General features: G+C 60.4%; 19 protein-coding genes. 9 read left to right on the plus strand and 10 right to left on the minus strand.

Annotated features, from left to right (window positions below; all coding sequences use genetic code 11):
* Positions 1-80: 80 nt before the first annotated feature.
* The 7 genes from ACU0FH_RS07665 to ACU0FH_RS07695 all read right to left on the minus strand — a co-directional run bounded on the left by ACU0FH_RS07665 (position 81) and on the right by ACU0FH_RS07695 (position 9,953).
* On the minus strand, positions 81-494 hold the full coding sequence (locus ACU0FH_RS07665) for a response regulator (RefSeq protein ID WP_446194063.1): 414 nt from the start codon (positions 492-494) through the stop codon (positions 81-83).
* Positions 484-3,900: a CheR family methyltransferase gene (locus ACU0FH_RS07670; RefSeq protein ID WP_446194064.1), complete on the minus strand. Its 3,417-nt coding sequence runs from the start codon at positions 3,898-3,900 to the stop codon at positions 484-486. The genes ACU0FH_RS07665 and ACU0FH_RS07670 overlap by 11 nt, the downstream gene beginning before the upstream one ends.
* Positions 3,901-3,935: 35 nt before the next feature.
* Complete coding sequence (locus tag ACU0FH_RS07675) at positions 3,936-4,484, minus strand: PAS domain-containing protein (protein WP_446194065.1); 549 nt, start codon at positions 4,482-4,484, stop codon at positions 3,936-3,938.
* A gap of 177 nt (positions 4,485-4,661) precedes the next feature.
* The gene (locus ACU0FH_RS07680) at positions 4,662-5,480 is read right to left on the minus strand and encodes a transglutaminase-like domain-containing protein (RefSeq protein WP_446194066.1); all 819 of its coding nucleotides are present in this window, start codon (positions 5,478-5,480) and stop codon (positions 4,662-4,664) included.
* Positions 5,481-5,523: 43 nt separating this feature from the next.
* A complete protein-coding gene (locus ACU0FH_RS07685) occupies positions 5,524-6,681 on the minus strand; it encodes an AI-2E family transporter (RefSeq protein ID WP_446194067.1) in 1,158 nt (385 codons plus the stop codon).
* A gap of 44 nt (positions 6,682-6,725) precedes the next feature.
* Positions 6,726-7,664, minus strand: a complete 939-nt coding sequence (locus tag ACU0FH_RS07690) for a YihY/virulence factor BrkB family protein (RefSeq protein ID WP_446194068.1) — start codon at positions 7,662-7,664, stop codon at positions 6,726-6,728.
* A 198-nt stretch (positions 7,665-7,862) separates the two neighbouring features.
* A complete protein-coding gene (locus tag ACU0FH_RS07695) occupies positions 7,863-9,953 on the minus strand; it encodes a DEAD/DEAH box helicase (protein ID WP_446194069.1) in 2,091 nt (696 codons plus the stop codon).
* A 359-nt stretch (positions 9,954-10,312) separates the two neighbouring features.
* Here ACU0FH_RS07695 and glpD point away from each other — a divergent pair, with 359 nt between their 5' ends.
* Both glpD and glpK read left to right on the plus strand, forming a co-directional pair.
* Positions 10,313-11,914 carry a glycerol-3-phosphate dehydrogenase gene (glpD, locus tag ACU0FH_RS07700; RefSeq protein ID WP_446194070.1) on the plus strand — a complete coding sequence of 534 codons (1,602 nt, stop codon included), beginning with the start codon at positions 10,313-10,315 and terminating at the stop codon, positions 11,912-11,914.
* A gap of 103 nt (positions 11,915-12,017) precedes the next feature.
* On the plus strand, positions 12,018-13,505 hold the full coding sequence (glpK, locus tag ACU0FH_RS07705; RefSeq protein ID WP_446194071.1) for a glycerol kinase GlpK: 1,488 nt from the start codon (positions 12,018-12,020) through the stop codon (positions 13,503-13,505).
* Here the strand turns inward: glpK and ACU0FH_RS07710 are convergent.
* Positions 13,502-15,148 (minus strand): alpha-amylase family glycosyl hydrolase, encoded by a 1,647-nt coding sequence (locus ACU0FH_RS07710; protein ID WP_446194072.1) that lies wholly within the window; start codon positions 15,146-15,148, stop codon positions 13,502-13,504. The two genes, glpK and ACU0FH_RS07710, sit on opposite strands and share 4 nt — an antisense overlap.
* A gap of 80 nt (positions 15,149-15,228) precedes the next feature.
* Entirely contained in the window at positions 15,229-16,122 is an 894-nt protein-coding gene (locus ACU0FH_RS07715) for a UTP--glucose-1-phosphate uridylyltransferase (RefSeq protein ID WP_446194073.1), read from the minus strand.
* A gap of 464 nt (positions 16,123-16,586) precedes the next feature.
* Between ACU0FH_RS07715 and ACU0FH_RS07720 the strand changes: the two genes are divergently transcribed.
* From ACU0FH_RS07720 to ACU0FH_RS07735, 4 genes are all read left to right on the plus strand, one after another.
* A complete protein-coding gene (locus ACU0FH_RS07720; protein ID WP_446194074.1) occupies positions 16,587-17,717 on the plus strand; it encodes an NAD(P)H-dependent glycerol-3-phosphate dehydrogenase in 1,131 nt (376 codons plus the stop codon).
* Positions 17,714-18,493 carry an HAD-IIB family hydrolase gene (locus ACU0FH_RS07725; RefSeq protein WP_446194075.1) on the plus strand — a complete coding sequence of 260 codons (780 nt, stop codon included), beginning with the start codon at positions 17,714-17,716 and terminating at the stop codon, positions 18,491-18,493. Before ACU0FH_RS07720 ends, ACU0FH_RS07725 begins: the two co-directional genes overlap by 4 nt.
* Positions 18,483-19,991, plus strand: a complete 1,509-nt coding sequence (gene ggpS, locus ACU0FH_RS07730; protein WP_446194076.1) for a glucosylglycerol-phosphate synthase — start codon at positions 18,483-18,485, stop codon at positions 19,989-19,991. The genes ACU0FH_RS07725 and ggpS overlap by 11 nt, the downstream gene beginning before the upstream one ends.
* Positions 19,992-20,088: 97 nt before the next feature.
* Positions 20,089-20,277 carry a hypothetical protein gene (locus ACU0FH_RS07735; RefSeq protein ID WP_446194077.1) on the plus strand — a complete coding sequence of 63 codons (189 nt, stop codon included), beginning with the start codon at positions 20,089-20,091 and terminating at the stop codon, positions 20,275-20,277.
* Positions 20,278-20,433: 156 nt separating this feature from the next.
* Here ACU0FH_RS07735 and ACU0FH_RS07740 read toward each other — a convergent pair whose 3' ends face one another.
* Complete coding sequence (locus ACU0FH_RS07740) at positions 20,434-21,270, minus strand: alkaline phosphatase family protein (protein ID WP_446194078.1); 837 nt, start codon at positions 21,268-21,270, stop codon at positions 20,434-20,436.
* Between the two features lie 279 nt (positions 21,271-21,549).
* Here ACU0FH_RS07740 and ACU0FH_RS07745 point away from each other — a divergent pair, with 279 nt between their 5' ends.
* The 3 genes from ACU0FH_RS07745 (at position 21,550) to ACU0FH_RS07755 (ending at position 23,873) form a co-directional block, all read left to right on the plus strand.
* On the plus strand, positions 21,550-21,846 hold the full coding sequence (locus ACU0FH_RS07745; protein ID WP_233145659.1) for a PAAR domain-containing protein: 297 nt from the start codon (positions 21,550-21,552) through the stop codon (positions 21,844-21,846).
* A 21-nt stretch (positions 21,847-21,867) separates the two neighbouring features.
* The gene (locus tag ACU0FH_RS07750; RefSeq protein WP_446194080.1) at positions 21,868-23,001 is read left to right on the plus strand and encodes a hypothetical protein; all 1,134 of its coding nucleotides are present in this window, start codon (positions 21,868-21,870) and stop codon (positions 22,999-23,001) included.
* Between the two features lie 194 nt (positions 23,002-23,195).
* Positions 23,196-23,873 carry a 2'-5' RNA ligase family protein gene (locus ACU0FH_RS07755; RefSeq protein ID WP_446194082.1) on the plus strand — a complete coding sequence of 226 codons (678 nt, stop codon included), beginning with the start codon at positions 23,196-23,198 and terminating at the stop codon, positions 23,871-23,873.
* Positions 23,874-23,930 lie beyond the last annotated feature (57 nt).

Consider the following 23,930-nt stretch of genomic DNA (forward strand, 5'->3'; position numbering starts at 1 on the left):
TAGTTAAAAAACGAAAAGCTCAGGAGTTTTCCTGAGCTTTTCGTTTTCATCGCGATCCGATGAATAATGGATCTTGAGAGCTAGTAAGAACGCTCGGCGTTTTCGTCCGCGTTCTTTGCGAGCAGTTCCATGAGGCAGTTGCCAAGCTGACGCCCATTGGTCGGTTTCGGGCAAAAGGCTGCTTCCGGGAAGGAGGCCGAAATCTGGTCTTCAAGTGCGTGGCCCGAGTGGAAGATGATCTGCGTGCCGCGCTTCTCGAGTTCGCGGGCTAGTGGGAAAACCTCACCGTCCTTAACGCGCACATCCAGTATCGCCGCGTCAGGCAGTTCGTTTTCAAGGATTTTGAGACCGTCGCGCACGCTCGCGCACTGGCCGACAACGTCGTAGCCAAGATCCTCCATCATGAACATGATGTCCATCGAAACGATGATCTCGTCTTCGCAGATGAGAACTTTTATTTTGTCTTCTTTTGCCATCTGAATATCATGCGCCATAATTCAATCTCATTTCTCTTCCGTTCGGTGAGGCGTCTACCGAGACGCTTCCGTCAAGTTGATCCGCAGCAATCTGGACCAGCATTGAACCGAACCCTGCTTTTTGCTCTCCATGTTCAAATTCGTCGGAATAGGATTCGTTCCATAATATCTCTAATTTCCCGTTACCGGGTGCCTCCCAGGACACATGCAGAATGCCTTCAATCGGCCCAAGGACACCGTATTTCGCTGCATTTGTAGCCCATTCATGCAGAATAAGCGACAGAGGTGACAAATCGCCGCTATCAACTGTGACATTCGGACCCTTCATGTCGTAGCGGTCTTCCCCGGCATAAGGTGACAGTGTTGCCTCGATCACATCCCTCAGGCTGACAGGGGCACCGCTTTGCTGCTGGCTGAGGTTGTGCGAACGTGCAAGCGCGGCCACACGGGTTTCCACGCCTTCGACAACTTCGCGCACCGTGGTCGCCGACCGGCCCACAAGCCGCAGCATCCCCGAGATGATCGAGAACATGTTCTTCACGCGATGGTTCATCTCGCGCAGCATCAGCTCGCGAATACGCGCCGCTTCATTCTGTGCGGTGACATCCGAGATCACCCCGAGTAAACGGAACACCCGCCGCGGTCCGTCAGCGCGACCGTAGAGCCGGATTTCGCGGCTCTGCCCGTCGGCTTCTTGCAGGGTGACGGTCACATCGAGTTCGTCATGCTGCGAGATATCCTCGAAGGCGTCGGACAATATCTTTTGGTTTTCCTGGTCGAGCGACTTGGCCGCCTCTTCCAGGGGAAGGTCATCTGGTGATTTTTCTGGCAGGCCGAGCAGGGCCTTACTGGTGTCGTCAAGGCGCAGCATCTGCGTCGAGGGTATGAACTCCCAGACGCCAAGCTCGGTGACTTCGAGCGCAAGCCGCAAACGGTCGCCTTCCTCGGCAAGGGCCTGTTCGAGCCGGAGTTCCTGCGTCAGGTTCGTGAATACCAGAGTGGCACCGTCGATACTATCGTCAGAGCCCTTGTAGGGTGTGACCAGCAATGACCATGTGGTGCCGCCGGTCATGTCGCGGACGTGCAGGGTTTTGGCCTCGCCGCCGTTTATCACGTCGGTCGTTGCCTGAATGATTTCGCCGTTTTCCAGAACAACGCTACTGACTTCGTTCAGCGGCCGCCCCCGGTCGCCGCGGCGGAACGGATAAATTTCAAGGATCGCCTCGGTGTAGTTGCGGATGTGCAGGTTGCAGTCCACCACCACCAGTGGCAGCGCCGTAGAGGAAAAGAAGTTGTGCAGGTCGGCATTGGCGACAGAAAGCTGATCGACCTTTGATTTCAGCTCGTCGTTGACGGTCGCCAATTCCTCGTTTGTCGACTGAAGCTCTTCGTTCATCGACATCATTTCTTCGTTCGAGCTTTTCAGCTCTTCATTCGCGGTCTCGAGTTCCTCGACCGTGATGTGCAGGCGAGCGCGGGTCGAGCGCAGATCTTCCTCGAGGCTCTGAACATGGCTGTCCGACGGGTTCAGTTCCTCGATATCGGCGTCGTCGATCGCCTCGAACTTCTCGCGGTCCTGAAAAATCAGCAGCGTGGTGCCATCGCTCAGGCCCTCGGCGATGAGGTCAAGCTGCTGCTGGCCGAATTCGGACCGGGAGCTGAGATCGCGGGTGACAATGCGCTTGCCGGGTTCCGGGCCGCGCCGGATCAGGGCCGAGACCGCCTCGCGCAGGCCGGGGCGGGCCAGCGTCTGGATGTGCTGGGCGGATTCCGAACCGGGTTCCAGCGCGAGATACTTGCTGAGACGGCCGGTGGAACCAAGGATCTTGCCCGCGGCGGTGACGTGCACAGTCGCCGGTGCGTACGCCTGCAGGATGCGGTCTGCAGCGATGCCACGCTGCCATGTCACGCGCGTCGCTTCCCGGTCGTCACGAGCGGAATCACGGTAGTCATTGTCTGAACTACGCTTGCCACGCAGATGCAGCGGATAATCGGAATCGCCATCCTTGCGTCGGAAGAGCCGTGCGCTCTGATCGAGCGTTGCAAAGGCAGAGTCGAACCGGCCGATGGTTTCGGACGGGCCAAGGAAAAGGGTGCCGCCGGGTCGGATCGCGTAGTGAAAGACGGGCAACGCATTGGATTGCAGCTTGTCACCGAAATAGATCAGCAGGTTGCGACACGAAAGCAGGTCGATGTTCGAAAGCGGCGGGTCGCGCACAACCGAGTGCAGCGAAAAGCGGATCATGTCCCGGATGCGCGAATTGATCTGGAACTTGCCCTCGCGGGCAATCGTGTAGAGTTCTCGCATCTCCTCCGGAATATCCGCAAGTGCAGCGATTGGGTAAAGTCCCTGCCGCGCAATTGTCAGCATCTGTTCGTCAATGTCGGTGGCGAAAATCTGGATCGAGATGGACTTTTGCTGGAGCCGGACTTCCTCGGAGAACAACATCGCGATGGAATAGGCTTCCTCGCCGCTGGAACAGCCGGGCACCCAGACGCGGATTTCCTCGCCCTTGTTGTCGCGGACCAGAGGTTCAATCACCTCGTTTCTCAGGACTTCGAAATGTTCGCTATCGCGGAAAAAGCGGGTGACGTTGATCAGGAGTTCGCGGAACAACGTCTCACATTCTTCCTGATCCGTTTTCAGGCGTTCGAGATATTCGTTGCCATCCTGAAGGTCGAGCACCTGAATGCGCCGTTCGATCCGGCGCACAAGGGTTGAGGGTTTGTAATCGGTGAAATCGTGGCCGACGACCTTGTAGAGTTGATCGCAGATATCGCTGATACATTCCGCCACCGTGCGCGACAGGACAGTGTCGCCCTGGGCCAGCGATTTGTGAGCATAGAACTGCGTGATCGTATCGACGATCTGATCGGGGCGGCGCACGAAATCTACCATGCGTGTCGCCTTGGCCGCGTTGGGCATGCCGTCATAGCGCGCCGTTTCCGGCGTCTGCGCAATGCACAGCCCGCCGTGTTCCTTGATCGCGCGCAGGCCCGAACTGCCGTCGGCGCCGGTGCCGGACAGGATCACGCAGGCTGCATAGCGCCCCTGATCCAGCGCGAGGCTTTCGAAAAAGTCGTCTATCGGACGGCGCAGCCCGCGCGGCTGGGCGAATTCGGTCAGCTCCAGCACGCCCTCATGGATCGACAGCCCGTGCCCCGGCGGAATAATATAGACCTTGCCAGCCTCTACCTTTTCACCGCCCGATGCCTGTTGCGCGTCAAGCGCCGTCTGCCGGCCGAGTAGCTCGGCCAGGAGGCTTTCGTGGTTCGGGTCGAGATGCTGGATCACGACATATGCGAGGTTGGTTTCAGGATTGGCGGAGGCCAGCATCTCGCGGATTGCTTCAAGCCCGCCCGCAGATGCCCCGATTCCGACGATACAAAGGCGACGATCGTCCTCGTCGACTGGGTCACTCATTCTCAGCGGGTCTCTTTTTCAACTTTGGTTTCTTATTAGTTTTCTTCGTTCAGCGAAAGTTTTGCAACCGTGGCAATAGAATCCGCGAGGATTTCAGCAGAGCCCATCATTGCAAGGCCAAAGTCCCGGCCCACGGATTCCACATCAGTGATGCTCTTGCGCAAATTCCGGTCGTTTCTTTCGATTTCCGATCGCATCATCGCCGATCCGAGGTTGAACTGCGAAGCGAGGATGAACTGGGTCTGGCCGCGGCGGTCACGCAGCCGGCTCATGAAAACGAAATTGTGAAAGGTCGAGCCGTCCTTGCGGTAATTGAGGATCGGGAATCTGCCGCCGTCGACGCTGTCGTCGTGAACGAATTCATGCAACGCGTCGATAGAACTGGCCTTGGTGTCGGGACCCTGAAGAAGACGGCAATTCTTGCCGATGACATCATCCGGTTCGTAACCGGTCAGGTCGCAGAACGCCTTGTTCACCAAAACAAGCGGAACATCGTCATTCTGCCGGGACAGGGCGAGTGCTACGCGGGACTTTTCAAAGTATTCGTTCAGGCTCTTGGGAAGCTCAGAGATATCGGAGGTCATTCGTACTGGTTTTCCCGCTCTGGGTGCCTGACGGTTGAGGCATCTGATTTCATTCGCAATAGGTTACACTACCTGCGAAGCGCAGGTCATCTCAACCCAATCCGTGGGAAACTAGAGCCCGTCGAGGATTCGTAAACGGCAGAAAAGATCTTTTTTGTACGTTCCTGCTTTTTGGTCCTATACCTCGGTCACCAGTACCGATTGGTTCACCAGGCTTGCAGCACCGCCGTAGATCGTCATGAAAGCGATGTCTGCCGCGTCGCGGCCCACCGATATCTTGGCAATTCCGTTCGGCTCGGTCATGCCGGTGGCGTCGATCAGGTGCCATGCGCCGCCAAGGTAAACTTCTGCCAGCGCGTGAAAATCCTGCGGTTTAACACCCAGTCCATAGCCCGATACCATGCGTGCAGGGATCGTTGAGGCCCGCACCAGCGTGATTACAAGATGGGCAAAATCACGGCAGACCCCCTGCCGGGCGACAAAAGTCTCCAGCGCGGTGGTCTGTGCATCGCTGGTGCCGATCACGTAGGTCAGGTTGTTGCGCACCCAGTCCAGAATATCGAGAACGCGCTGACCGCCACTGCTGGCGCCGAAATTGTCCTCGGCGAATTTCTGGAAAAGATCTGACGGGCAATAGCGGGACGGTACGAGGTAAGGCATGACTTCCTCGGGCAGATTGCGCAGCAACATGGTCGGAAACGCGCGTATATCGGTATTGGGCCGTGTCACATCGATCAGCGCCGTATAGTGGCAGGAAAAGTTCTGCGCCACATGCGCCCAGACAAGGTTTGACGGCGCATCGCGGATCGTTAGCTGCGTGTCGGAGTAATAGGCATGGTCAATCATCGTCTGGCGGTCGAAGTCGCCGACGCCAATTTGCAACAAGATATCCGCCGCCTGTGCCACGTCATATGCAAGGTCCACACTCACCGATAGCCGTCGGGCGGGACCGCTGGTGTCGCTCGACGTTTCGGAATGCTCTGAGGTGGATGACATTGATGCTCCTGTCGGGGCTGAAGTGGACGGACGCCACGAGGCGTCAGGTCGGTGTGGATTCACGCGGTTGCTTTTCGGTTTCGTCATGCACGGGTTCGGAGTCGAAATCACCCAGGAAACGCGCGAGCGTCTGCATGTTTTCCATTTCGTCGCAGGCGATCTTTATCACGATCAGAACCGGCAGGGCCACGATCATGCCAATGACCGACCAGATCCACGCGAAAAAGGCCACCGTAAGGAACACGACGGTGGTGTTGAGCCGCATCCGGCGCGAGATCACCATTGGCGTCACGAACTGGCCTTCGATCGAGGTCAGAAGGATGTAGGTGATGAACACGCCGGCCGTGGGCCAGAGCCCATCAAGGCTTATGAATGCGACCGCGGCGGCGATACAGGCACCGAGCAGACCGCCAAGGTAAGGTACGAAGTTCAGCGCGAACCCCATCAGCCCGAACAGGATCGCGCCGGGCATGTTCCACAGCATCATGGCGATGCCGATGGAGACGCCAAGCCCGGCGTTTATCAACGCGATACCCCCGAGGTAGTGGCCAAGCCGGTCTTCGATGGTATGGAGCACGGCAACAGCCTTTCGCTTGTCGCGAAAGCGACGAAGGCTTTGCACCGTCTTCGTCAGAAAGAGATCGCCGGAGGCGACAAGAAAGAACAGCAGGATCAGCGCCATCAGCACCTGGCTGGCAAAGGACGGTGCCATGCTCATGATTGTGCCGACAACGCCAGCGTCGGAGACGACAGTGACCTCCACCGGCTTTTCCTCGTCCTCGTCGACGATATCCTTGGCAGCCTTGGTTGCCTCGTTCAGTGCCTCGATCGGGCCGCCCGTAGCGTTAACCTTTTCGTTGATCTGTTTCACCATCTCCGGCAGGTCGCGCATCATCTCGGCAGCGGGCGTGCTGAGCTGGAACGCTACCACGGCCAGGCCGACCCCCATCAGCCCGGTAAAAAGCGCGGCCGAAATGGGAGAGGGAACACCGATCCGCGCAAGCAGGCGGCGGGGTCGGTTCAGAACCAGATAGCCGAGAAAGGCTGCGGTGACGGGGATGAGGAAATCGCTGGCCCAGACCAGCGTGTGCAGAAGCAGTATCAGGAAAATGCCCCTGACGGGCCATTTCAAACCATGAGTTGAGGGACGCACTGGTCCCTGAAACTCGGGGGAAGGCTGGCTCGGTGGCTTGCTTTCCATGTAGTGCCTTCCGTTTGGCTATGTCTCCCGGTCCGGGGATCGGTTCAGGCCGTCTCACCTGTGGTGACCTTACGCGCTGGGGACCCTTCGGGTTCCGGTTCCGTGGCGTCGGCCTGTTTCTGCTCCCGGATGGTTTCGATCTCGGCGTTCAGTTCGGCCCCGAGCAGCACGATGAACGCTGAAATCCAGAGCCACATCAGCAGTACCACGATGCCGCCCAATGCGCCGAAGCTTTCGTTGTAAGAACCAAAATTGCTGACGTAGAAAGCGAACCCGGCCGACGCAATGATCCACAGGGAACACCCTACAACTGCACCGACAGAAGCCCATGACCATTCAGGGCGACGTCGGGACGGTCCGAAACGATAGAGCAGGGACAGCCCGAAAATCGTCATGAAGAACACCGCAACAAGCGTCAGGATAGAGATCAGCAGTGACCAGCCCGGACCAAAGTCCATGAAGGACAGGAGAGCGGGTATAGCCGTGCTCGCAAGCAAGCCCAGAAGCACTCCTACAATAACGAAAAGCGTCAGGATCAAGGTGGTCAAGGTCAGAGCGATAAAACCTCGCTTCTCGCGCTCATTGTAGGCGACATTCATCCCCTGGATGAGACTGGCCGTACCACGCGATGAGGAGTAAATCGCGAGCAGTATGCCGAGTATTGCGGTCAGGCCGAGGCCGCCCTGCCGACTTCCCGCAACAGCAGTCGCCTGATCAGTGATGATTTCCACGGCTTGGTCGGGCATAATGCCCTGCAGCTCGTCAATCTGAGATACGATCTCGTTCGGGTCGACAACTAAACCGCTTATTGCCATCATCGCTGTGATCGCGGGAAACAGGGCAAGAAGGGCGTAGAAGGCGACCCCAGCCGCCACGAGTCCAATCCGCTCGTCAATGATTGCGTCCTTCACCCGCCATCCAAGGCTTTTCCACTCCTTGAAACTCAGACGGATAGGAAAGCCTGCATTTGACGGATGGGACATATCATCTCCTTGCTAGCCAGCGGTCCGAGCGTTGCCCGTACGGATTGGCGTTGATCAGAATACAAAGCCGACAATTGCCAGAACGACGACCACGAGACCAACCAGATAAATGATGTTATGCATTTTGACTCTCCTTTGTAACGGAGAGTCAACTTGTTATGGGCGCGACTGGTTCCCGGCCGAATGCGGCCCGTCCGGTCAGGGCCGGCGCGGCGGGTTGCTGCCCCTGTCGTTCGGACGCGCCCGCTTGCCGGGTTTGGAGCCGCCGGGCTTTCCGGCGCCGGGCCGGGCGCGGCCGGGTTTGCCATCCGGACGGGGCATGCGTTTCGAGGTATCCGAGGCATCAAAGCGCGGTTTGCGCTCGGCGCTCTTGCCATCGCCCTGATCGGCCTTGTCGCGCGCAGGGCGGGCGGTGAACTTGCCGCCGGGTTTGCCTGCCGGTTTGCCGAATCCGGGCTTGCCACCGGGTTTTCCGCCGGGCTTGCCACCGGGCTTTCCGGCTGGTTTGCCCTTGTGCTTGTTATCCGGCCTGCCTGCCGGCGCGTCGTGCCGGTCGGCATCGGGCTTGCGCTTGGAGGGTTTCGAAATCGTGTGGTTGATCGGCTTTTCTTCGGCCGGGGCACGATCTCTCGGGGCCTTGTCAAAGCTGCGGCGCGGTTTATCCGACGGACCCTTGCGTTGCGGCGTGCGGTCATTGCCCGGTTTGCCCTGTGCAGGGGGCGGACCATCGGCGCGGCGCATCTTGACCCCTGCCTCAAGCTCGCCGCCTTCGCCGATGCGTTCGATAAAGGGCGCGGCGCTGGTTTCGGTTAGTTCGACCAGCGTTTCGTTCTGTTGAACGCGGATCGCGCCGATGTGGTCCTTTTGGAGATCGCCCGCCCGCAGCAGCAGCGGTAGAAGCCAGCGCGCCTCGGCGCGGTCGTCGCGGCCGACGGACAGGCTGATCCATGTGCTCGGGCCAAAGGGCTTGCGTTCGCGCGGGGCCGGGGCGGCATCGGGCGGCGACAGATCCTCGGGCGCGGACTGGCGCGTCTGGTACAGGCGGAAATAGGCGGCGGCGATTTTCTCGGGCGCGTGCAGGGCCAGCAGTTTTGCCGCGAATTCCTGCTCGAATGCGGTGTTTTCGTCGCTCCAAACCGGATCGGCCAGCAGGCGTTCCTCGTCGCTGCGGCGAATGTCATCCGCCGAGGGCGGTACTGTCCATTCGGCCTGGATCTTGGCGAATTTCAGCAGGCGTTCGGCTTTCTTGACGATCTTCGGCGTGACGATCAGTGCCGAGATCCCCTTGCGACCGGCGCGGCCCGTACGGCCCGAGCGGTGCAGCAGCGCTTCGGTGTTCGAGGGCAGGTCGGCATGGATGACCAGTTCGAGATTGGGCAGGTCGATGCCGCGTGCGGCCACGTCGGTGGCCACGCAGACGCGGGCGCGCCCGTCGCGCATCGCCTGAAGCGCATGGGTGCGTTCGGCCTGGCTGAGTTCGCCCGAAAGGCTCACCACCGAGAAGCCCCGGTTGGCGAAACGGGCGGCGAGACGATTCACTGCGGCGCGGGTATTGGCAAAGACCAGCGCGTTCTGGGCATCGTGATACCGCAACACGTTGATGATCGCGTTTTCCGCGTCGTTCTGCGCCACGCGCAACGCCTGATAGGTGATGTCGGCGTGCTGGCTGGCGCTGTTGATGGTGCTGACCCGTTCGGCATCGCGCTGGTACTGCTCGGCCAACTTGGCGATCATTGGCGAAACGGTCGCCGAGAACAGCAGGGTGCGGCGGTCTTCCGGTGCTTCGGCCAGCATGAATTCGAGATCTTCGCGGAAGCCGAGATCGAGCATCTCGTCCGCTTCGTCCAGCACGATGGCGCGCAGGGCGGACATGTCGAAAGAGCCGCGCTGGATATGGTCGCGCAGACGGCCCGGCGTACCGACAACGATATGCGCGCCGCGTTCCAGTGCGCGGCGTTCATCGCGCATGTCCATGCCGCCGACGCAGGACACAACCCGCGCCCCCGCCTTGGCATAGAGCCAGCCGAGTTCGCGCATCACCTGCAGCGCCAGTTCGCGGGTCGGCGCGACGATCAGCGCCAGCGGCGCGGCGGCGGGGCCAAGCGTTTCGGTATCGCCCATCAGCGTCCGCGCGATGGCAAGGCCGAATCCGACGGTCTTGCCCGATCCGGTCTGCGCCGAAACCAGCAGGTCGCGGTCCTGCAATTCGGGGGCGGTGACGGCCTCTTGAACCGAGGTAAGGGTGTCATAGCCGCGTTCGGCCAACGCATCGGCAATCGTCTGGATCATGGAAGTGTCGTTTCGTGAAAGAGGTGGCGGGCGCGCCCGATAGGGTTTCGGCGCGCCGAAGAAGAGCCTCCCTAACGCTCTGGATTGGGAAAGTACATGCCTAATTCGTGTCAACCTTTGCGCCCTGTGGCCGCAGGGCGGGGAAGGGCCGGTTTGCCACATTCGCCGAGAAAGCTGGGCGGAAATTCGCCGGATAGGGCTGGATCAATCGGCGCAATTCGCCTTGTTTTCAGGCCGTTTCGCCTGTTTGCAGGCATAGGGTGGCGCAGATCGCGACAGGTCCAAGAATTGCCTTGCCTGCGCCACATCCGCCCCCTATCCGTCGGTCTCAACCAAGGACACGGGACGAGGAAAGCCAGGTGCCAGAGGCCACGACCACCCCCGAACATTACGATCTCTTTGTCATCGGGGGCGGTATCAACGGCTGCGGTATCGCGCGGGATGCCGCCGGGCGCGGGCTTCGCGTCGGGCTGGCCGAGATGAACGACCTTGCCTCGGCAACCTCTTCGGCCTCGACCAAGCTTTTTCATGGCGGGCTGCGCTATCTCGAATTTTTCGAGATCCGGCTGGTCAAACATGCGCTGGCCGAGCGTGAAGTCCTGCTGCGCAACATGCCCCATATCAGCTGGCCGATGCGTTTCGTGCTGCCCTATCACGAAGAGATGCGGTTCGAGACGGACACGCCGGTGTCGCGCCTGCTGGGTATCTTCATGCCATGGACACGCGGACGCCGACCATCATGGATGATCCGGCTGGGCCTGTCGCTGTACGACAGCCTTGGCGGGCGCGAGATATTGCCGCCCAGCAAGAACCTCGATTTGCGCGACACGCCCGAGGGTGCGCCGCTCAAGGACAAGTTCGAGAAGGCGTTTGAATATTCCGATTGCTGGGTCGAGGATTCCCGGCTTGTGGTGCTGAATGCCCGCGATGCCGAGGACCGGGGCGCGCGGATCATGACCCGGACCAAGATGATCCGGGCCGAGCGGGTCACGGATCACTGGCTGATCACCCTGCGCGATGAGGAAACCGAACGGGAGTTCGAGGCGACCGCCCGGATGCTGGTCAATGCCGGTGGCCCTTGGGTCGGCGATATCATTCATGACAAGGTAGAGGTCAACTCGACGGAAGGTGTCCGCCTTGTGCGAGGCAGCCATATCGTGACCAAGCGGCTTTACGATCACAACAAGTGCTATTTCTTCCAAGGTACGGACGGGCGGATCATCTTTGCCATTCCTTACGAATCCGATTTCACGCTGATCGGCACCACGGATGCCGAGCAGGAAGACCCGGATCAAAAACCGGAATGCACGCCGGTCGAACGCGATTACCTGATCGACTTCGCGAACCAGTATTTCAAGAAACAGATCACGGCCAAGGATATCGTCTGGACCTATTCGGGTGTGCGCCCGCTTTATGACGACGGGGCCAGCAGCGCCACGGCGGCGACTCGGGACTACACGCTCAAGGTCGACGATACGGGCGGCGCGCCGATCCTGAACATCTTTGGCGGTAAAATCACGACCTACCGCAAACTGGCGGAGGATTCGCTGGCAAAGATATCGCCTTACTTCTCCGGCGTCGGAGAGAGCTGGACCGCCGACGCGCCTCTGCCGGGTGGCAAGTTCGACGTCGACAAGGCCGAGCAGCTGGTAAACCGGGTGATCCGGACCTATCCCTATCTCAGCGATTTCTGGGCGCGTCGCATGGCGCGGGCCTATGGCACCGACACTTTCGAAATCATCGGCGAGGCCGAGAGCGAAGAGGATCTGGGACAGCTCTTTGGCGCTACCCTGACCGAGCGCGAGGTCAAATGGCTGATGGACCGGGAATTTGCGCGGACCGCCGAGGACGTAATCTGGCGGCGCAGCAAGCTGGGCCTGCGCATGAAACCCGATGATGTTGCGCGTCTCGATAAATGGATGGCCTCTCAGCGCAGCGACAAGTCTTCCAGCGCCGCGTAACCTCCGCTTTCGGCGGCCGGTTGCCGCAAACCCCCGTGACCTGCGCAAAAATTCTTGGCACAAGGTGGGATAACCAGAAACGCATCTCATGGGGAGGGGGCAGATGAGCCATATTCTTGCAATCGATCAGGGCACCACGTCGTCGCGGGCTATCATTTTCGATGCCGATATGAAGGTAAAGGCCGTGTCGCAGGAGGAATTCCCGCAGCACTTCCCCGACAGCGGCTGGGTCGAGCATGATCCAGACGATCTCTGGTCGACGACCGCGGGCACCTGCCGCGCGGTGATCGAACGCGCCGGGCTGCGCCCCGGTGACATTGCGGCCATCGGGATCACCAACCAGCGTGAAACCACGCTTGTCTGGGACAAGACCACCGGCAAGTCGATCTACAACGCGATTGTCTGGCAGGACCGGCGCACCGCCGAATTCTGCCGAGGCCTGCGCGAGGCGGGCAAGGATACGCAGATCACCAAACGCACCGGTCTGTTGGCTGATCCCTATTTCTCGGGGACCAAGCTGAAATGGATCCTCGACCATGTTGATGGATCGCGCGAGCGGGCGGCTAAAGGGGAGCTGCTGTTCGGAACCGTCGACAGTTACCTGATCTGGAAGCTCACGGGTGGTGAATCCCATGTCACCGACGCAACCAACGCCGCGCGCACGATGCTGTATGACATCCATAAGGGGCAGTGGAGCAGCACGATCTGCGACCTCTTCGACATTCCGATGGAGATGCTGCCCGAGGTCAAGGACAGCGCCGCCGATTTTGGCATGACCCGCGCCGATCTCTTTGGCTCGCCGCTGCCTATTCTCGGCGTGGCGGGCGATCAGCAGGCGGCGACCATCGGTCAGGCCTGCTTTGAACCGGGGATGCTGAAATCGACCTATGGCACCGGCTGTTTTGCCCTGCTGAACACGGGGTCCGAGGCGGTGACGTCGAAGAACCGGCTTCTGACGACCATCGCCTACCAGTTCGATGGCAAGCCGACCTATGCGCTGGAGGGGTCGATCTTTGTCGCCGGGGCGGTGGTGCAATGGCTGCGCGACGGGCTCAAGATGATCCGCGACGCGCCCGAAACCCAGCCGCTTGCGGAAAAGGCCGATGAGAATCAGGACGTGATCCTTGTGCCGGCCTTTGTCGGGCTGGGTGCGCCCTATTGGGATGCGGATTGCCGAGGCGCCGTCTATGGCCTGACCCGCAATTCGGGACCGGCGGAATTTGCCAAGGCGGCGCTTGAATCGGTGGGCTACCAGACCCGCGATCTGCTTGAGGCGATGCATGCGGACTGGCAGAGCGATGCCGCCGGGGCGACCCTGCGCGTCGATGGCGGGATGAGCGCGAGCGACTGGTCGATGCAGTTCCTGTCAGACATCCTTGGCGCGGCGGTGGATCGGCCGCAGGTGCTTGAGACGACGGCACTGGGTGCCGCTTGGCTGGCTGGTCAGCGGGCCGGCGTTTACCCGGACATGCAGGGGTTTGCCGAGACATGGGCGCTGGATCAGACCTTTAAGCCGCAGATGTCGGACGAAGAGCGCGACCGCAAATACGCGGCGTGGAAACGCGCGGTCAAGGCGACGATGTCGGTCTAGTCGAGCAGGCGCGCGATACAGACCTGCCACGGCCCCATGTGGAGCCTGCCGTCCGGGCTCTTGTTCGCGCCGCCGACCTCCTGCCCGATGGTTTCCCAGTCGCCGCCGGGCAGGGCATGGACCGAAGGCGTGTCCGACATGTTGAAGGCGCAGAACAGCGTCTCATCGTCATGGACACAGCGGAAATGCAGCACGTCGCCAAAGGCGTAGACGCCGTCCTGCACGCCCGAGATCAGCGCCGGGTGCAGTTTGCGAAAGGCCAGCGCGCGGCGATAGTGATGCAGGATTGCGCCGGGTTCATGTTCCTGCACGTCCACAGCGCGGCGGGCATGTTCGTGGCTAATAGGTAACCACGGTTCGCCTTCGCTGAAACCTGCGTTGCGTTCGTGGGTTTCCCAGACCATCGGCGTGCGTGCGCCATCGCGGCCCTTGTATTCCGGCCAGAATTCAACGCCGTAGGGATCCTGTATGTCCTCAAAGGGCACGTCGGCCTCTTCGAGTCCAAGTTCCTCGCCCTGATACAGGCAGGCCGATCCCGGCAGGCACAAGAGAAGCGTCGCATAAAGGCGCTGCGCGGCAGGCGAAAGTTCCCAGCGCGAGGTATGGCGCATCACGTCATGGTTCGAAAACGCCCATGCGGCCCAGCCGTCATTCGCGACCTGATGCACCTTGTAGAGTACCTCGGCAATGCGGGCGGCGGTCAGCGGTTCCTGCGCGAGGAATTCGAAGGCATAGCACATGTGCAGATAGTCATCGCCAGACGTGTATTGGCCGAGCAACTCAAGCCCGTGCTGGGCATCGCCGACCTCGCCCAAAGTTGTCGCGGCGGGATATTCATCGAGCAGCACGCGCATCCGGCGGAGAAAGTCGAAATTCTCGGGCCGGTTCTTGGAATAGAGATGTTCCTGATAGTTATAGGGATTCACGCGCGGGGCGTGGATGGCATTACGGCCTTCGGGCGGCAGCGCCGGGTTGTCGCGCAGCTCTTTGTCGGCAAAGTAGAAGTTCACCGTATCGAGCCGGAAGCCGTCGACACCCCGATCCAGCCAGAACCGGGTGACGCCCAGCAGCGCGCTTTGCACCGCCTCGCTGTGCAGGTTCAGATCGGGCTGGGAGGCGAGAAAGTTGTGCAGGTAATACTGCTCGCGCCGGGGATCCCAGTGCCAAGCACTTCCGCCAAAGAAGGACAGCCAGTTGTTGGGCGGCGTGCCGTCTGGTTTCGCATCCGACCAGACATACCAGTCGGCCATCGGGCCTTCGCGCGAGACACGGCTTTTCTGGAACCACGGATGCTGGTCGGAGGTATGCGACAGCACGAGGTCGATAATGACCTTCAGACCGTGCCCATGCGCCGCGTCGATAAGCATGTCGAAATCGGCCAGCGTGCCGAAGATCGGATCGACGTCGCAGTAATCGCTGACGTCATAGCCGAAATCCTTCATCGGCGAGGTAAAGAAGGGCGAGATCCAGATCGCGTCCACGCCAAGGCTGGCGATGTAGGGCATCCGCTCGACAATGCCGATCAGATCGCCGATCCCGTCGTCGTTGCTGTCCTGAAAGCTGCGCGGGTAGATCTGGTAAATCGTGCAGCCGCGCCACCAGTCCTTGTCGGTTTCGGTGGCGGTTTGTGCAAAATCGCTCATGGCTGCGTCCTGGTCTTCTGATCGCGCGGCCCCGTCGGGGGCAACGCGTGTTCCGAGTCTCTATGTCAGAGAAAGCTTGCTCAGGCCACCTCGGCCTGTGCGCTAGTGCCGAGGAATTCCGAGATCACCGCGTCATAGGCGGGGTTCTGCGCGGCAAGGAAAAGCTGGGCGCTTAGCATTCCTTCTTTCGAGCCACAGTCGAAACGGTTCCCGGCAAAGCGGTAACCCGCGACGGTCTTGTCACCGATGGCGCTGGCAATCGCGTCGGTCAGCTGGATTTCACCACCCGCGCCGGGTTCCTGTGTGGCGAGCGCCTCGAAGATGGAGTTGTCGAGCACGTAGCGGCCGACGACCGCCGTGGTCGAGGGCGCAACATCCGCATCCGGCTTTTCGACCAGACCGTCACAGATCGCAAAGGGACCGTCGCGGCGGGACACCGAAAGCACACCATAGGCCGACACGTTTTCACGCGGCACTTCCATCGTGGCGAGCATGTGGTCGACGTCGCCATTTTCATATGCCGAGATCATCTGGCCAAGCGCACCGGGGCGACCAAGGATCAGGTCGTCGGGCAAAAGCACCGCCACCGCACCGGGCAGCGCCTCTTCCCGGGCGCAGAGGATCGCGTGGCCAAGGCCAAGCGGTTCCTCCTGATGTGTGAACACGACTTCGATATCTTTTTCGTTCAGCGCGGCAGCTTCGAGTTCAGCCGCCAGCTTGCCCTTGCCACGCTCGCACAGCGTCGCGTTCAGCTTGGCGTCGTGCAGCACATGCTGTTCGATGGCGGATTTCGACGGGTGGTTTACAAAGATCATCTTCTCGACACCGGCCTCGCGCGCCTCGTCGATGGCATACTGGATCAGGGGCGTATCAAGAACCGGAAGCAACTCTTTCGGGATCGCCTTGGTGGCAGGCAGAAAGCGGGTACCCATCCCGGCAACTGGGAAAATCGCAGTTCTTACAGTTTTCGTCATTGTTAATCCTCTGGTCGTCATGCCGCATTGCAGCGAATGGTTTTACTGTAGGTTTCACACCCGGAATGTCAAAAAACGACACCGCTAAAATTGCGGTCGCCGGATCAGTTTTCTGATGCGCAAGATCGGATGAGTCTCGGGCTGCATAACGGCGAATTTTCGGAAAATTAGTGAAATCAAAGACCTAGAGGGCCAAAATGTGACGAACCGGGGATTTTTGCCGCCGGAAGGCCAGATTTTGCGCAGGTCAATTGTGCTTAAAAGCTAGGCGAATTGGAAACGGTTACGGGTCTGGATGCCTTTTTTGGACTATACCGCCTTGATACCGCAGGTGCACAGTATAGCTCGTTAAGCAACAGAAGCGGCGCGCCATGTTTCGATAAAACTGAATGGCCGCGCCCGGATCACGCGGGCGGAAATGCCCATTGAACTCGTAATAAACGTGCAGATCGCAAACCAGAGAAATGACATCAACGCTCATATCCCCGACTTCGCAAAGCACCCCGTATTCCCGTATCGCCGTTGTCGGCGGCGGCGCCTGGGGCACCGCCCTTGCAAGCGTCGCAGCAAGGGCCGGCCGGCAGGTGCGGATCTATGCGCGGGATGAGGCCACTGTTAACGCCATCAACAACGAGCACCGCAATCCGCGCTATCTTGGCGATATCGCACTGCCCGAGACGCTGAAGGCCACGCATCATCTAGCCGAAGCGGTGACCGGTGCGGACGCCGTTTTGCTTGTGGTGCCCTCGGGCGCGGTACGGCAAACGGCGGCGCAGCTGCGTGATCTGATCATGGACGGCACACCGGTTGCGGTCTGCACCAAGGGGATCGAACCGTCGACTGGCGCGCTCATGTCGCAGGTGGTGGCCGAGGAAATCCGGCATGTTCCGGTCGGCACGATCTCTGGGCCGACCTTTGCCCGCGAAACCGCGCTGGGGCATCCGACGGCTGCGACCGTGGCCTTTGATTTCTCGCATCAGGACCGTCTTGATCCCTATGCCAGCCCGGCGGCGCGTCTTGCCCTGTCGATGAGCACCGGGTTCTTCCGGACCTATATCTCGGACGATCTGGTGGGCGTCGAAATTGGTGGCGCGATCAAGAACGTGATCGCCATCGGCTGCGGGATGATGACCGGGGCGGGCTATGCGGAAAACACCCGCGCGGCGCTGATAACCCGTGGCATGGACGAAATGAAGCAACTGGCCGAGGCACTGGGCGGACGGCGTGAAACCGTGACCGGGCTTGCCGGGGCAGGGGATCTGACGCTCACCTGCTCCAGCCAGACCTCGCGGAACATGTCGCTTGGCGTGCAACTAGGGCAGGGAATACCGCGCGATCAATGCTTTGACGGCAAACCTGTTGTGGTCGAAGGCGAGGCCAATGCCGCCTCGGTCGTCGATCTCGCACGGCGCGTGAATGTCACCATGCCGATCTGCGAAACCGTGCACAGCATCCTGACCGGCGAGGTGGGCATGTCGCGTGCCTTTGCCGATCTCTGGACGCGGCCCATCGAATCCGAACCGCGCGCGCTGGCGATTGAAATGAACAACCCGGCGATGACCAGCGGCACGCGCCTTGATGGAGGTGCAGCATGAGCCTGCCCGATTTTCACGAGCGCCAGTTCGTTCTGGCCACTGACCTTGACGGCACGTTCCTTGGCGGCACCGATGAGGACCGGCGCCAGCTTTACGACTGGATCGAGGATAACCGCGATACGGTGGGTTTGATCTTTGTCAGCGGACGGGATCCGGAGTTCATGGTTGAAACCTGTTCGAGCGGCGATCTGCCTTGGCCCGAATATGTGATCGGAGATGTGGGTACGACCATCGCCAAGGTAGAAGACGGCGATATTCGCCCAATCGAAGCGCTGGAACAGGATATCTCGGGCCGGTGGAGCGACAGCGGCGATAGGGTGCGCACGGCGCTGGCCGATGCGGCGGGGCTGCGTTTGCAGGACACCCCGTTTCGATATAGGGTCAGTTATCACTACGATCCTGAAAGCTATGACCCTGCCGCTGCCGATCTGATTGGCGACATGGGGCTGGATGTCCTGATTTCGGACAACCGCTTTTTCGATGTCCTGCCGCCGGGGGTCAGCAAGGGGCCATCGCTTTTGCGCCTGCTTGACCACCTCGGGGTGCCGCAGGGGCGGGTGCTGGCGTCGGGCGATACGCTGAACGACCTTTCGATGCTGATCGCGGGCACCTATGCGGTGGCGGTCGGCGGGTCAGAGCAGCCACTGTTGCAAGCGCTGCCGCAGGACGAGAAAATTCACCGGGCGAAAGCCATCGGCGCCGCCGGAATCGCCGAGGCCATGACCCAGTTTAACCTTCATCCCGGCAGCAAAGAAATTTTGAAAAATGTCGTCTGATCTGGTCATCGTCTATCACCGTCAACCCTATGAAGAGGTTGAAGAAAACGGCGTCGTAAAGTTTCGCGAGAACAAGAGCCCGAACGGCATTGTTCCGACGCTAAAGAGCTTTTTTGCAACCGCCGAAAAAGCATCCTGGATCGCGTGGAAGCTGGCCGAAGATCCGGCCAATCCCGATTTCGAGAAGGTCGTGGAAATCGACGACCAGTACGGCAAATACAACGTGTCGCGCCTGCCGCTGACCTATGAGCAGGTGAGCAGCTTTTACCACGTGTCGTCCAAAGAGGCGTTCTGGCCGATCCTTCACAGCTTCAAGGAAAAGTTCAACTACGATCCGGTCGACTGGCCGACCTTTCGCGAAGTGAACTGGGCCTTTGCCGAGGCCGCCGCCCGCGAGGCAGCCCAAGGCGCAAGGGTCTGGATTCATGACTATAATCTCTGGCTGGTGCCCGGCTATCTGCGCACCCTGCGCTCGGACGTGACGATCTCCTTCTTTCACCACACACCTTTCCCGGCGGCAGATATGTTCAACGTGCTGCCGTGGCGGCGCGAGATTGTCGGCAGCCTGCTGGCCTGTGATATCGTCGGTTTCCACATCGCGCGCTATGCGTCGAACTTCGTTTCGGTCGCGCAGAGCCTTTTTGACGTGGATGTGTTGGAACGGCACAAGGTCGACCCCGAGATGGTCTCGGACGGGACCGCGCTCAGCGAGCGCAGCTATCCAAAGCTTTTGTCCTACGAGGGGCGCAAGGTGGCGATCAGCTCGGCGAATGTGGGGGTGAACCCGGATTTCATCGAAGCGCGCGCCAACGACCCGGAGGTTCAGAAAAACGCCCGCGAAATCCGCGAGGACATGGGCGATTGCAAGTTGATTCTGTCTGTCGGACGCACCGACTACACCAAGGGCGGGGTCGACCAGCTTGAGAGTTTCGAACGTGTGCTCGCCGAACACCCGGAATTGCGCGGCAAGGTCAAGCTCATGCATGTCTCGGTCAGCGCGGATCGCAACATGTCGGCCTATGCGCCGGTGCAGACCGGGATCGAGGAAACCGCCGGGCGGATCAACGGGCGTTACGGGACGCTGCGCTGGCAGCCGATTGCGCTGATCTCCCGGGCGATCCCGTTTGACGATCTGATCAAGTATTACCTCGCTGCTGACGTGGCCTGGATCACGCCGCTGGTTGATGGCATGAACCTTGTCTGCAAGGAATTCTGTGCCGCCCGCGTGGATGGCGACGGGGTTCTGGTCCTGTCCGAGTTCGCCGGAGCCGCGGTTGAATTGCATTCCGCCGTCATCACCAACCCGTTTTCGCATCGCTCGATGGACAGCGCGATTCTCTCGGCGCTGGATATGCCCGAGGAAGAGCGCCGTCACCGGATGAAAACTCTGCGCTCGGTTGTGAAGAGATTTACCGTTGCCGCATGGGGCGAAGCGCAGCAGCGCGAATTTGATGCTGCCGTGGCGCGAAGGCAAGAAGCGCTGGAAAAACAGGAATAATCAAAAGTTTTTCCCCACTATTCATTGTTCTGTCGCATAATCCTGCTTTCGAGCCCCTGCATACCGCGCATGGGGCCGGTTGCAGAATGGGGGGACTATGCGGCTGAAGGCGGTCTTTTCGTGCGATGGCGCGAACATCGAAGTTGGATATGAGGCCGAGGAAGCTCCGGTCGTCGCGCGCCGGACCGAGGGCGCGATCAGCCTGTTTCCAGCGCAGGCCACCAAATGCGACAAGCCCGCGCAGATCGACTTTGGCAAGGAAAAGCGCCGCGCAACGGGGCGGTAGGGACCGTCACGCTGCCCCTGACCCGTTTCTAAGCTGCGGCATGGGAATAGGGTCTTTTTGATGAGACAGCGTGGCGTGGAGGTGGTTTACCCGTGTCAGGTAAACCGGTGCTTTACCCAGAGTACGACCCGGGTTGCGGTGGAACAGATTGGCGGATCACATCAGAAAGCTGCCAGCCTTCATCGTGTCCGGCACGGGGGCACCGAGGCGCGACAGGATGGTCGGCGCGAGCTGTAGCTGATCGATCACCGCACCGGCGTCCGGGCCTTCGGCGGGGCCGAAGTAATAGAGCGCAGATTCCTGTTGCAGGGCGCTGTGGCCGCCGTGATGACCGCGTTCGTCCTGACCGTGATCCGCGGTCACGATGATTTCGTACCCGGCGGCGCGCCATTTGTGGATGAACGGGGCGAGCATTTCGTCCATGACCGCGCAGGCGTGGTCCATTTCCTGACAATCGTGGAAGAAACGGTGCCCCATGCTGTCGAGCGTGCAGGTATGTAACATCCCGTAATTCAAGCCAAAACGCAGACAGAGATTGGTCAGCGAGGCAAAGAGATCGACGTCGGAAGGCGTCATCTGGTTGATCAGCCCATAGCCTGTCATCGTGTGGAACCGGCCGTGGTTGATGGTGTCGCTCTCGGGTTCGTCATACTCGATATCGCGCACCAGATCGAAGGGATGACGGTTGAAGAAGGACGACCAGAAGGAATGGGCGACGGCCCCGGTGACACCGCCCGCCGCGCGGACCTGGCTGAAGACGTCGGGCTGGCTCAGGCGGAAGACATTGCCGTTGCCTGTACAGCCATGTTCCTGCGGGGTGACGCCTGTGTGGATCGAAGCATAACAGCTTGCCGAGATCGAGGGGAGTACAGCGCGGTGCTTCCAGACCCGGGCCTCTCCGGCGGTGACCCAGCCTTCGAGATTGCCGAAGAGCCGACGCCAGTTGCGCCACGGAACGCCGTCGAGAATGATCAAAAGAAGTTTGTTCTGCATGGGCGCGCTCCGTTTTTTCGTGCCGATGGGTAGGCTTTCTGGCGCGCATCTAAGGACGCTTGAGCCCCGGTTGCAACCGGGTTTGAGGCGGCAAATCCGGGGGTGACATCTGTGCACCTTCTGTACACCCCCTGTACATCAGAGAGGCACCTTTCGGGCGGGGATTTCGCGCAAGCCCCGAAATTTATTCGAGGATGTGTGAACCAGATTGCTTGTCAGACCGGGGGGCGGGGTGTCTATTGAGCAGAGTTGTTTTCAGCCCGTCCGGGGATTTTGCCAATGCTCGCCTCTCGTATCACTGACATGCATGTCTGTCCGATGGTCACGCCCGCGCCCGTGCCGGTGCCGCATGTGGGCGGTCCGATCATCGGGGTTTCCGCGCCGACCGTGCTGACCTGCAAGCTGCCGCAATCGGTGGTGACAGATAACTGCGTCTGCGTCGGGCCGCCGGATGTGATCGTCAAGGGTTCGATGACGGTGATGGTCTGCAAGAAGCCCGCCGTCCGGATCGGTGATATGACCGCGCATGGTGGTTCGATCGTTGCGGGCGCGCCGACGGTGATGATCGGCGGCTGAATCCGTTTCATAGGTAACGCCATGCCCTGTTTCTGTGCCACCAACATGATGCGGCTGCCAGCGATGGCGCCCAAGGTCAGCCTGAGCGCCGTGGCCCCGGTGCCACCGCAGTTGGCGATGCTGGCGGATCTGCTGGGGCTGGAATCGATGGCGGCCAGCGGTCCCGTGGCGATGCGGGCGGATATGAAGATGAACGCGGCCTTGCCGGATATGACCGGTGCCGCATGGATGAACGCGACGCTGGGCGCGCCTCTGCCGCTCTCGGGCGGGCCGGTGCTGAGCCTCGTGATGCGGCTGGCGGCGGCGGGGATGATCTTTCCGTTGCTTGACCCGAAAAAGCTGATCCTACAGATCAAGCAGGCGGTGGCCAGCCTGATGGCGCAGGCGACGCAGGCGCTGTCGCCGTTTCAGGCGATCCCGCCGATGCAGTTGCAGAACATGACTCTGGCGGCCCGGCTGACGCTGCAACTGCGCGCGCAAGGCCTGTGCCCGATGGCGCTGGCGCGGGTCGATCCGAGCTTTTCCGCCGCGTTGAGCCTCGGCGATCCGGGGGTGCGCTTGCAGCAGGCGGCGCGGTTCTCGGCCTCTCTCAAGGTGCAGCCCTTTGCGCTGCCGCCCGCAAAGCTGAACCTTGCGATGAGCATGGCGGCCTTTGCGCCGCTGGCCTCGGCGCCGGCGGCGATGGGGCTGCCGCCCGTTACGTCGCCCGATTTCATGAAGATGGCCGTGAACATGATCAAGGCGGTCGCGGCCCTGCCGATGATGGCGCTCGATGCGCTGGGGCTTCTGGATGCGGCGGCCAAGCTGGACAGTATCGCCGTGATACAGGAAGCCTTCGGCATGGATGCGCTGACCCCGGCGGGTGTGGCGCGGGTCAACGCGATGCTGGCCTATGTGGCCAGCCTGCGGATTGCGCTGCCGAACCCGGCGACCCTTTTGATGTCGCAGCTTGGCGATCTGCCGGATCTTGAGAACGTGCGTTTGGGCGCGGCGACGGCCAAGGCGGCGGCGCCGGTGATGTCAGCGTCGATGTCGATGAAACCGCCGACCCTGGCCGCGCTTCCGCTGCTCGAGGCGATGGCGGTGCTGAGCCAGCTGCTGGGGCAGTCGCCGCTGGGCGCCTGCGGGTCCTGCCAATTCAAGATACCGGCGTGACTCCGTGAAGTAAGGAAAGGCGGTGCCCGAAAGTCGGGTTGGGCCACGAGCATTGAACGTCGGCTTTTTGACCTTCCAAGACATTCGAAAGCTCTTCTCGGTTGGGCAAAAAACATAGCTTGATCGCGCTGAGAAGGGTATGATCTAGAGCACCTTTCGAGTTACGACATCGCATATTCGGAGAGCACATTATCATGCTAAAATACATTCTTGCCTTTGCGATCATGCCGTTATCCGTCTTTGCCCAGTCGGGCGTCATTGCGATTGACGTTCTGATCGAACCCGACGAGACGATGATGGAACAAGCGGAAGAGTGGAACGCGCGACTGCGCGACGAATTTCCGCAAGGCTTCGAGCTTGATGAGGCGCATGCGCCTCACGTCACACTGTTGCAGACCTTCGTTTTGCGGAATGATTTGGACGCTATTCTCGCGACTGTTGCGGAAGTCAGCCGCCAATTCGATCTTGAGGCTCTCCAGATGACGGCAACCGGTCTTTATCACGTTCCTTCCGGTGACATCGGCTTGCAGGGTATCGTGATCGAGCCTTCGCAGGACCTACGGGCGCTTCAAGATGCGATTATCGAAGCGGTCGAGCCGTATCGCAAGCCGGCTGCCGGAGAAGAAGCGTTTGTACCTGACCCATCGGGGGCGCCCTTCGATCCGCTGCTGTTCACCTACGTAGATACATTCGTTGCCGGCCAGTCAGGCGAGAAGTTTAACCCGCATGTCACCACGGGTGTAGGTCCGCTCGCTTGGGTTGAGGCGCGAGAGACCGAACCATTCGAGCCGTTCACATTTGGCGCCGAGGGCATCGCGGTATACCAACTTGGCAACTTCGGGACTGCGGCAGAGCGTCTCTCTCGAGAATGAGTTCGTTTACAGAAATACCTATTATCGAGAGCGTCCGATAAGTCCGCGTAGCCGACC

The sequence above is a fragment of the Heliomarina sp. genome (genome assembly GCF_052826185.1).

Excerpts from the sequence above, each read along its gene's own strand:
- ACU0FH_RS07665 (WP_446194063.1), bottom strand. The coding sequence starts at position 494 with ATGGCGCATGATATTCAGATGGCAAAAGAAGACAAAATAAAAGTTCTC.
- ACU0FH_RS07670 (WP_446194064.1), bottom strand. The coding sequence starts at position 3,900 with ATGAGTGACCCAGTCGACGAGGACGATCGTCGCCTTTGTATCGTCGGA.
- ACU0FH_RS07675 (WP_446194065.1), bottom strand. The coding sequence starts at position 4,484 with ATGACCTCCGATATCTCTGAGCTTCCCAAGAGCCTGAACGAATACTTT.
- ACU0FH_RS07680 (WP_446194066.1), bottom strand. The coding sequence starts at position 5,480 with ATGTCATCCACCTCAGAGCATTCCGAAACGTCGAGCGACACCAGCGGT.
- ACU0FH_RS07685 (WP_446194067.1), bottom strand. The coding sequence starts at position 6,681 with ATGGAAAGCAAGCCACCGAGCCAGCCTTCCCCCGAGTTTCAGGGACCA.
- ACU0FH_RS07690 (WP_446194068.1), bottom strand. The coding sequence starts at position 7,664 with ATGTCCCATCCGTCAAATGCAGGCTTTCCTATCCGTCTGAGTTTCAAG.
- ACU0FH_RS07695 (WP_446194069.1), bottom strand. The coding sequence starts at position 9,953 with ATGATCCAGACGATTGCCGATGCGTTGGCCGAACGCGGCTATGACACC.
- glpK (WP_446194071.1), top strand. The coding sequence starts at position 12,018 with ATGAGCCATATTCTTGCAATCGATCAGGGCACCACGTCGTCGCGGGCT.
- ACU0FH_RS07710 (WP_446194072.1), bottom strand. The coding sequence starts at position 15,148 with ATGAGCGATTTTGCACAAACCGCCACCGAAACCGACAAGGACTGGTGG.
- ACU0FH_RS07715 (WP_446194073.1), bottom strand. The coding sequence starts at position 16,122 with ATGACGAAAACTGTAAGAACTGCGATTTTCCCAGTTGCCGGGATGGGT.
- ACU0FH_RS07720 (WP_446194074.1), top strand. The coding sequence starts at position 16,587 with ATGACATCAACGCTCATATCCCCGACTTCGCAAAGCACCCCGTATTCC.
- ACU0FH_RS07725 (WP_446194075.1), top strand. The coding sequence starts at position 17,714 with ATGAGCCTGCCCGATTTTCACGAGCGCCAGTTCGTTCTGGCCACTGAC.
- ggpS (WP_446194076.1), top strand. The coding sequence starts at position 18,483 with ATGTCGTCTGATCTGGTCATCGTCTATCACCGTCAACCCTATGAAGAG.
- ACU0FH_RS07735 (WP_446194077.1), top strand. The coding sequence starts at position 20,089 with ATGCGGCTGAAGGCGGTCTTTTCGTGCGATGGCGCGAACATCGAAGTT.
- ACU0FH_RS07740 (WP_446194078.1), bottom strand. The coding sequence starts at position 21,270 with ATGCAGAACAAACTTCTTTTGATCATTCTCGACGGCGTTCCGTGGCGC.
- ACU0FH_RS07745 (WP_233145659.1), top strand. The coding sequence starts at position 21,550 with ATGCTCGCCTCTCGTATCACTGACATGCATGTCTGTCCGATGGTCACG.
- ACU0FH_RS07750 (WP_446194080.1), top strand. The coding sequence starts at position 21,868 with ATGCCCTGTTTCTGTGCCACCAACATGATGCGGCTGCCAGCGATGGCG.
- ACU0FH_RS07755 (WP_446194082.1), top strand. The coding sequence starts at position 23,196 with ATGCTAAAATACATTCTTGCCTTTGCGATCATGCCGTTATCCGTCTTT.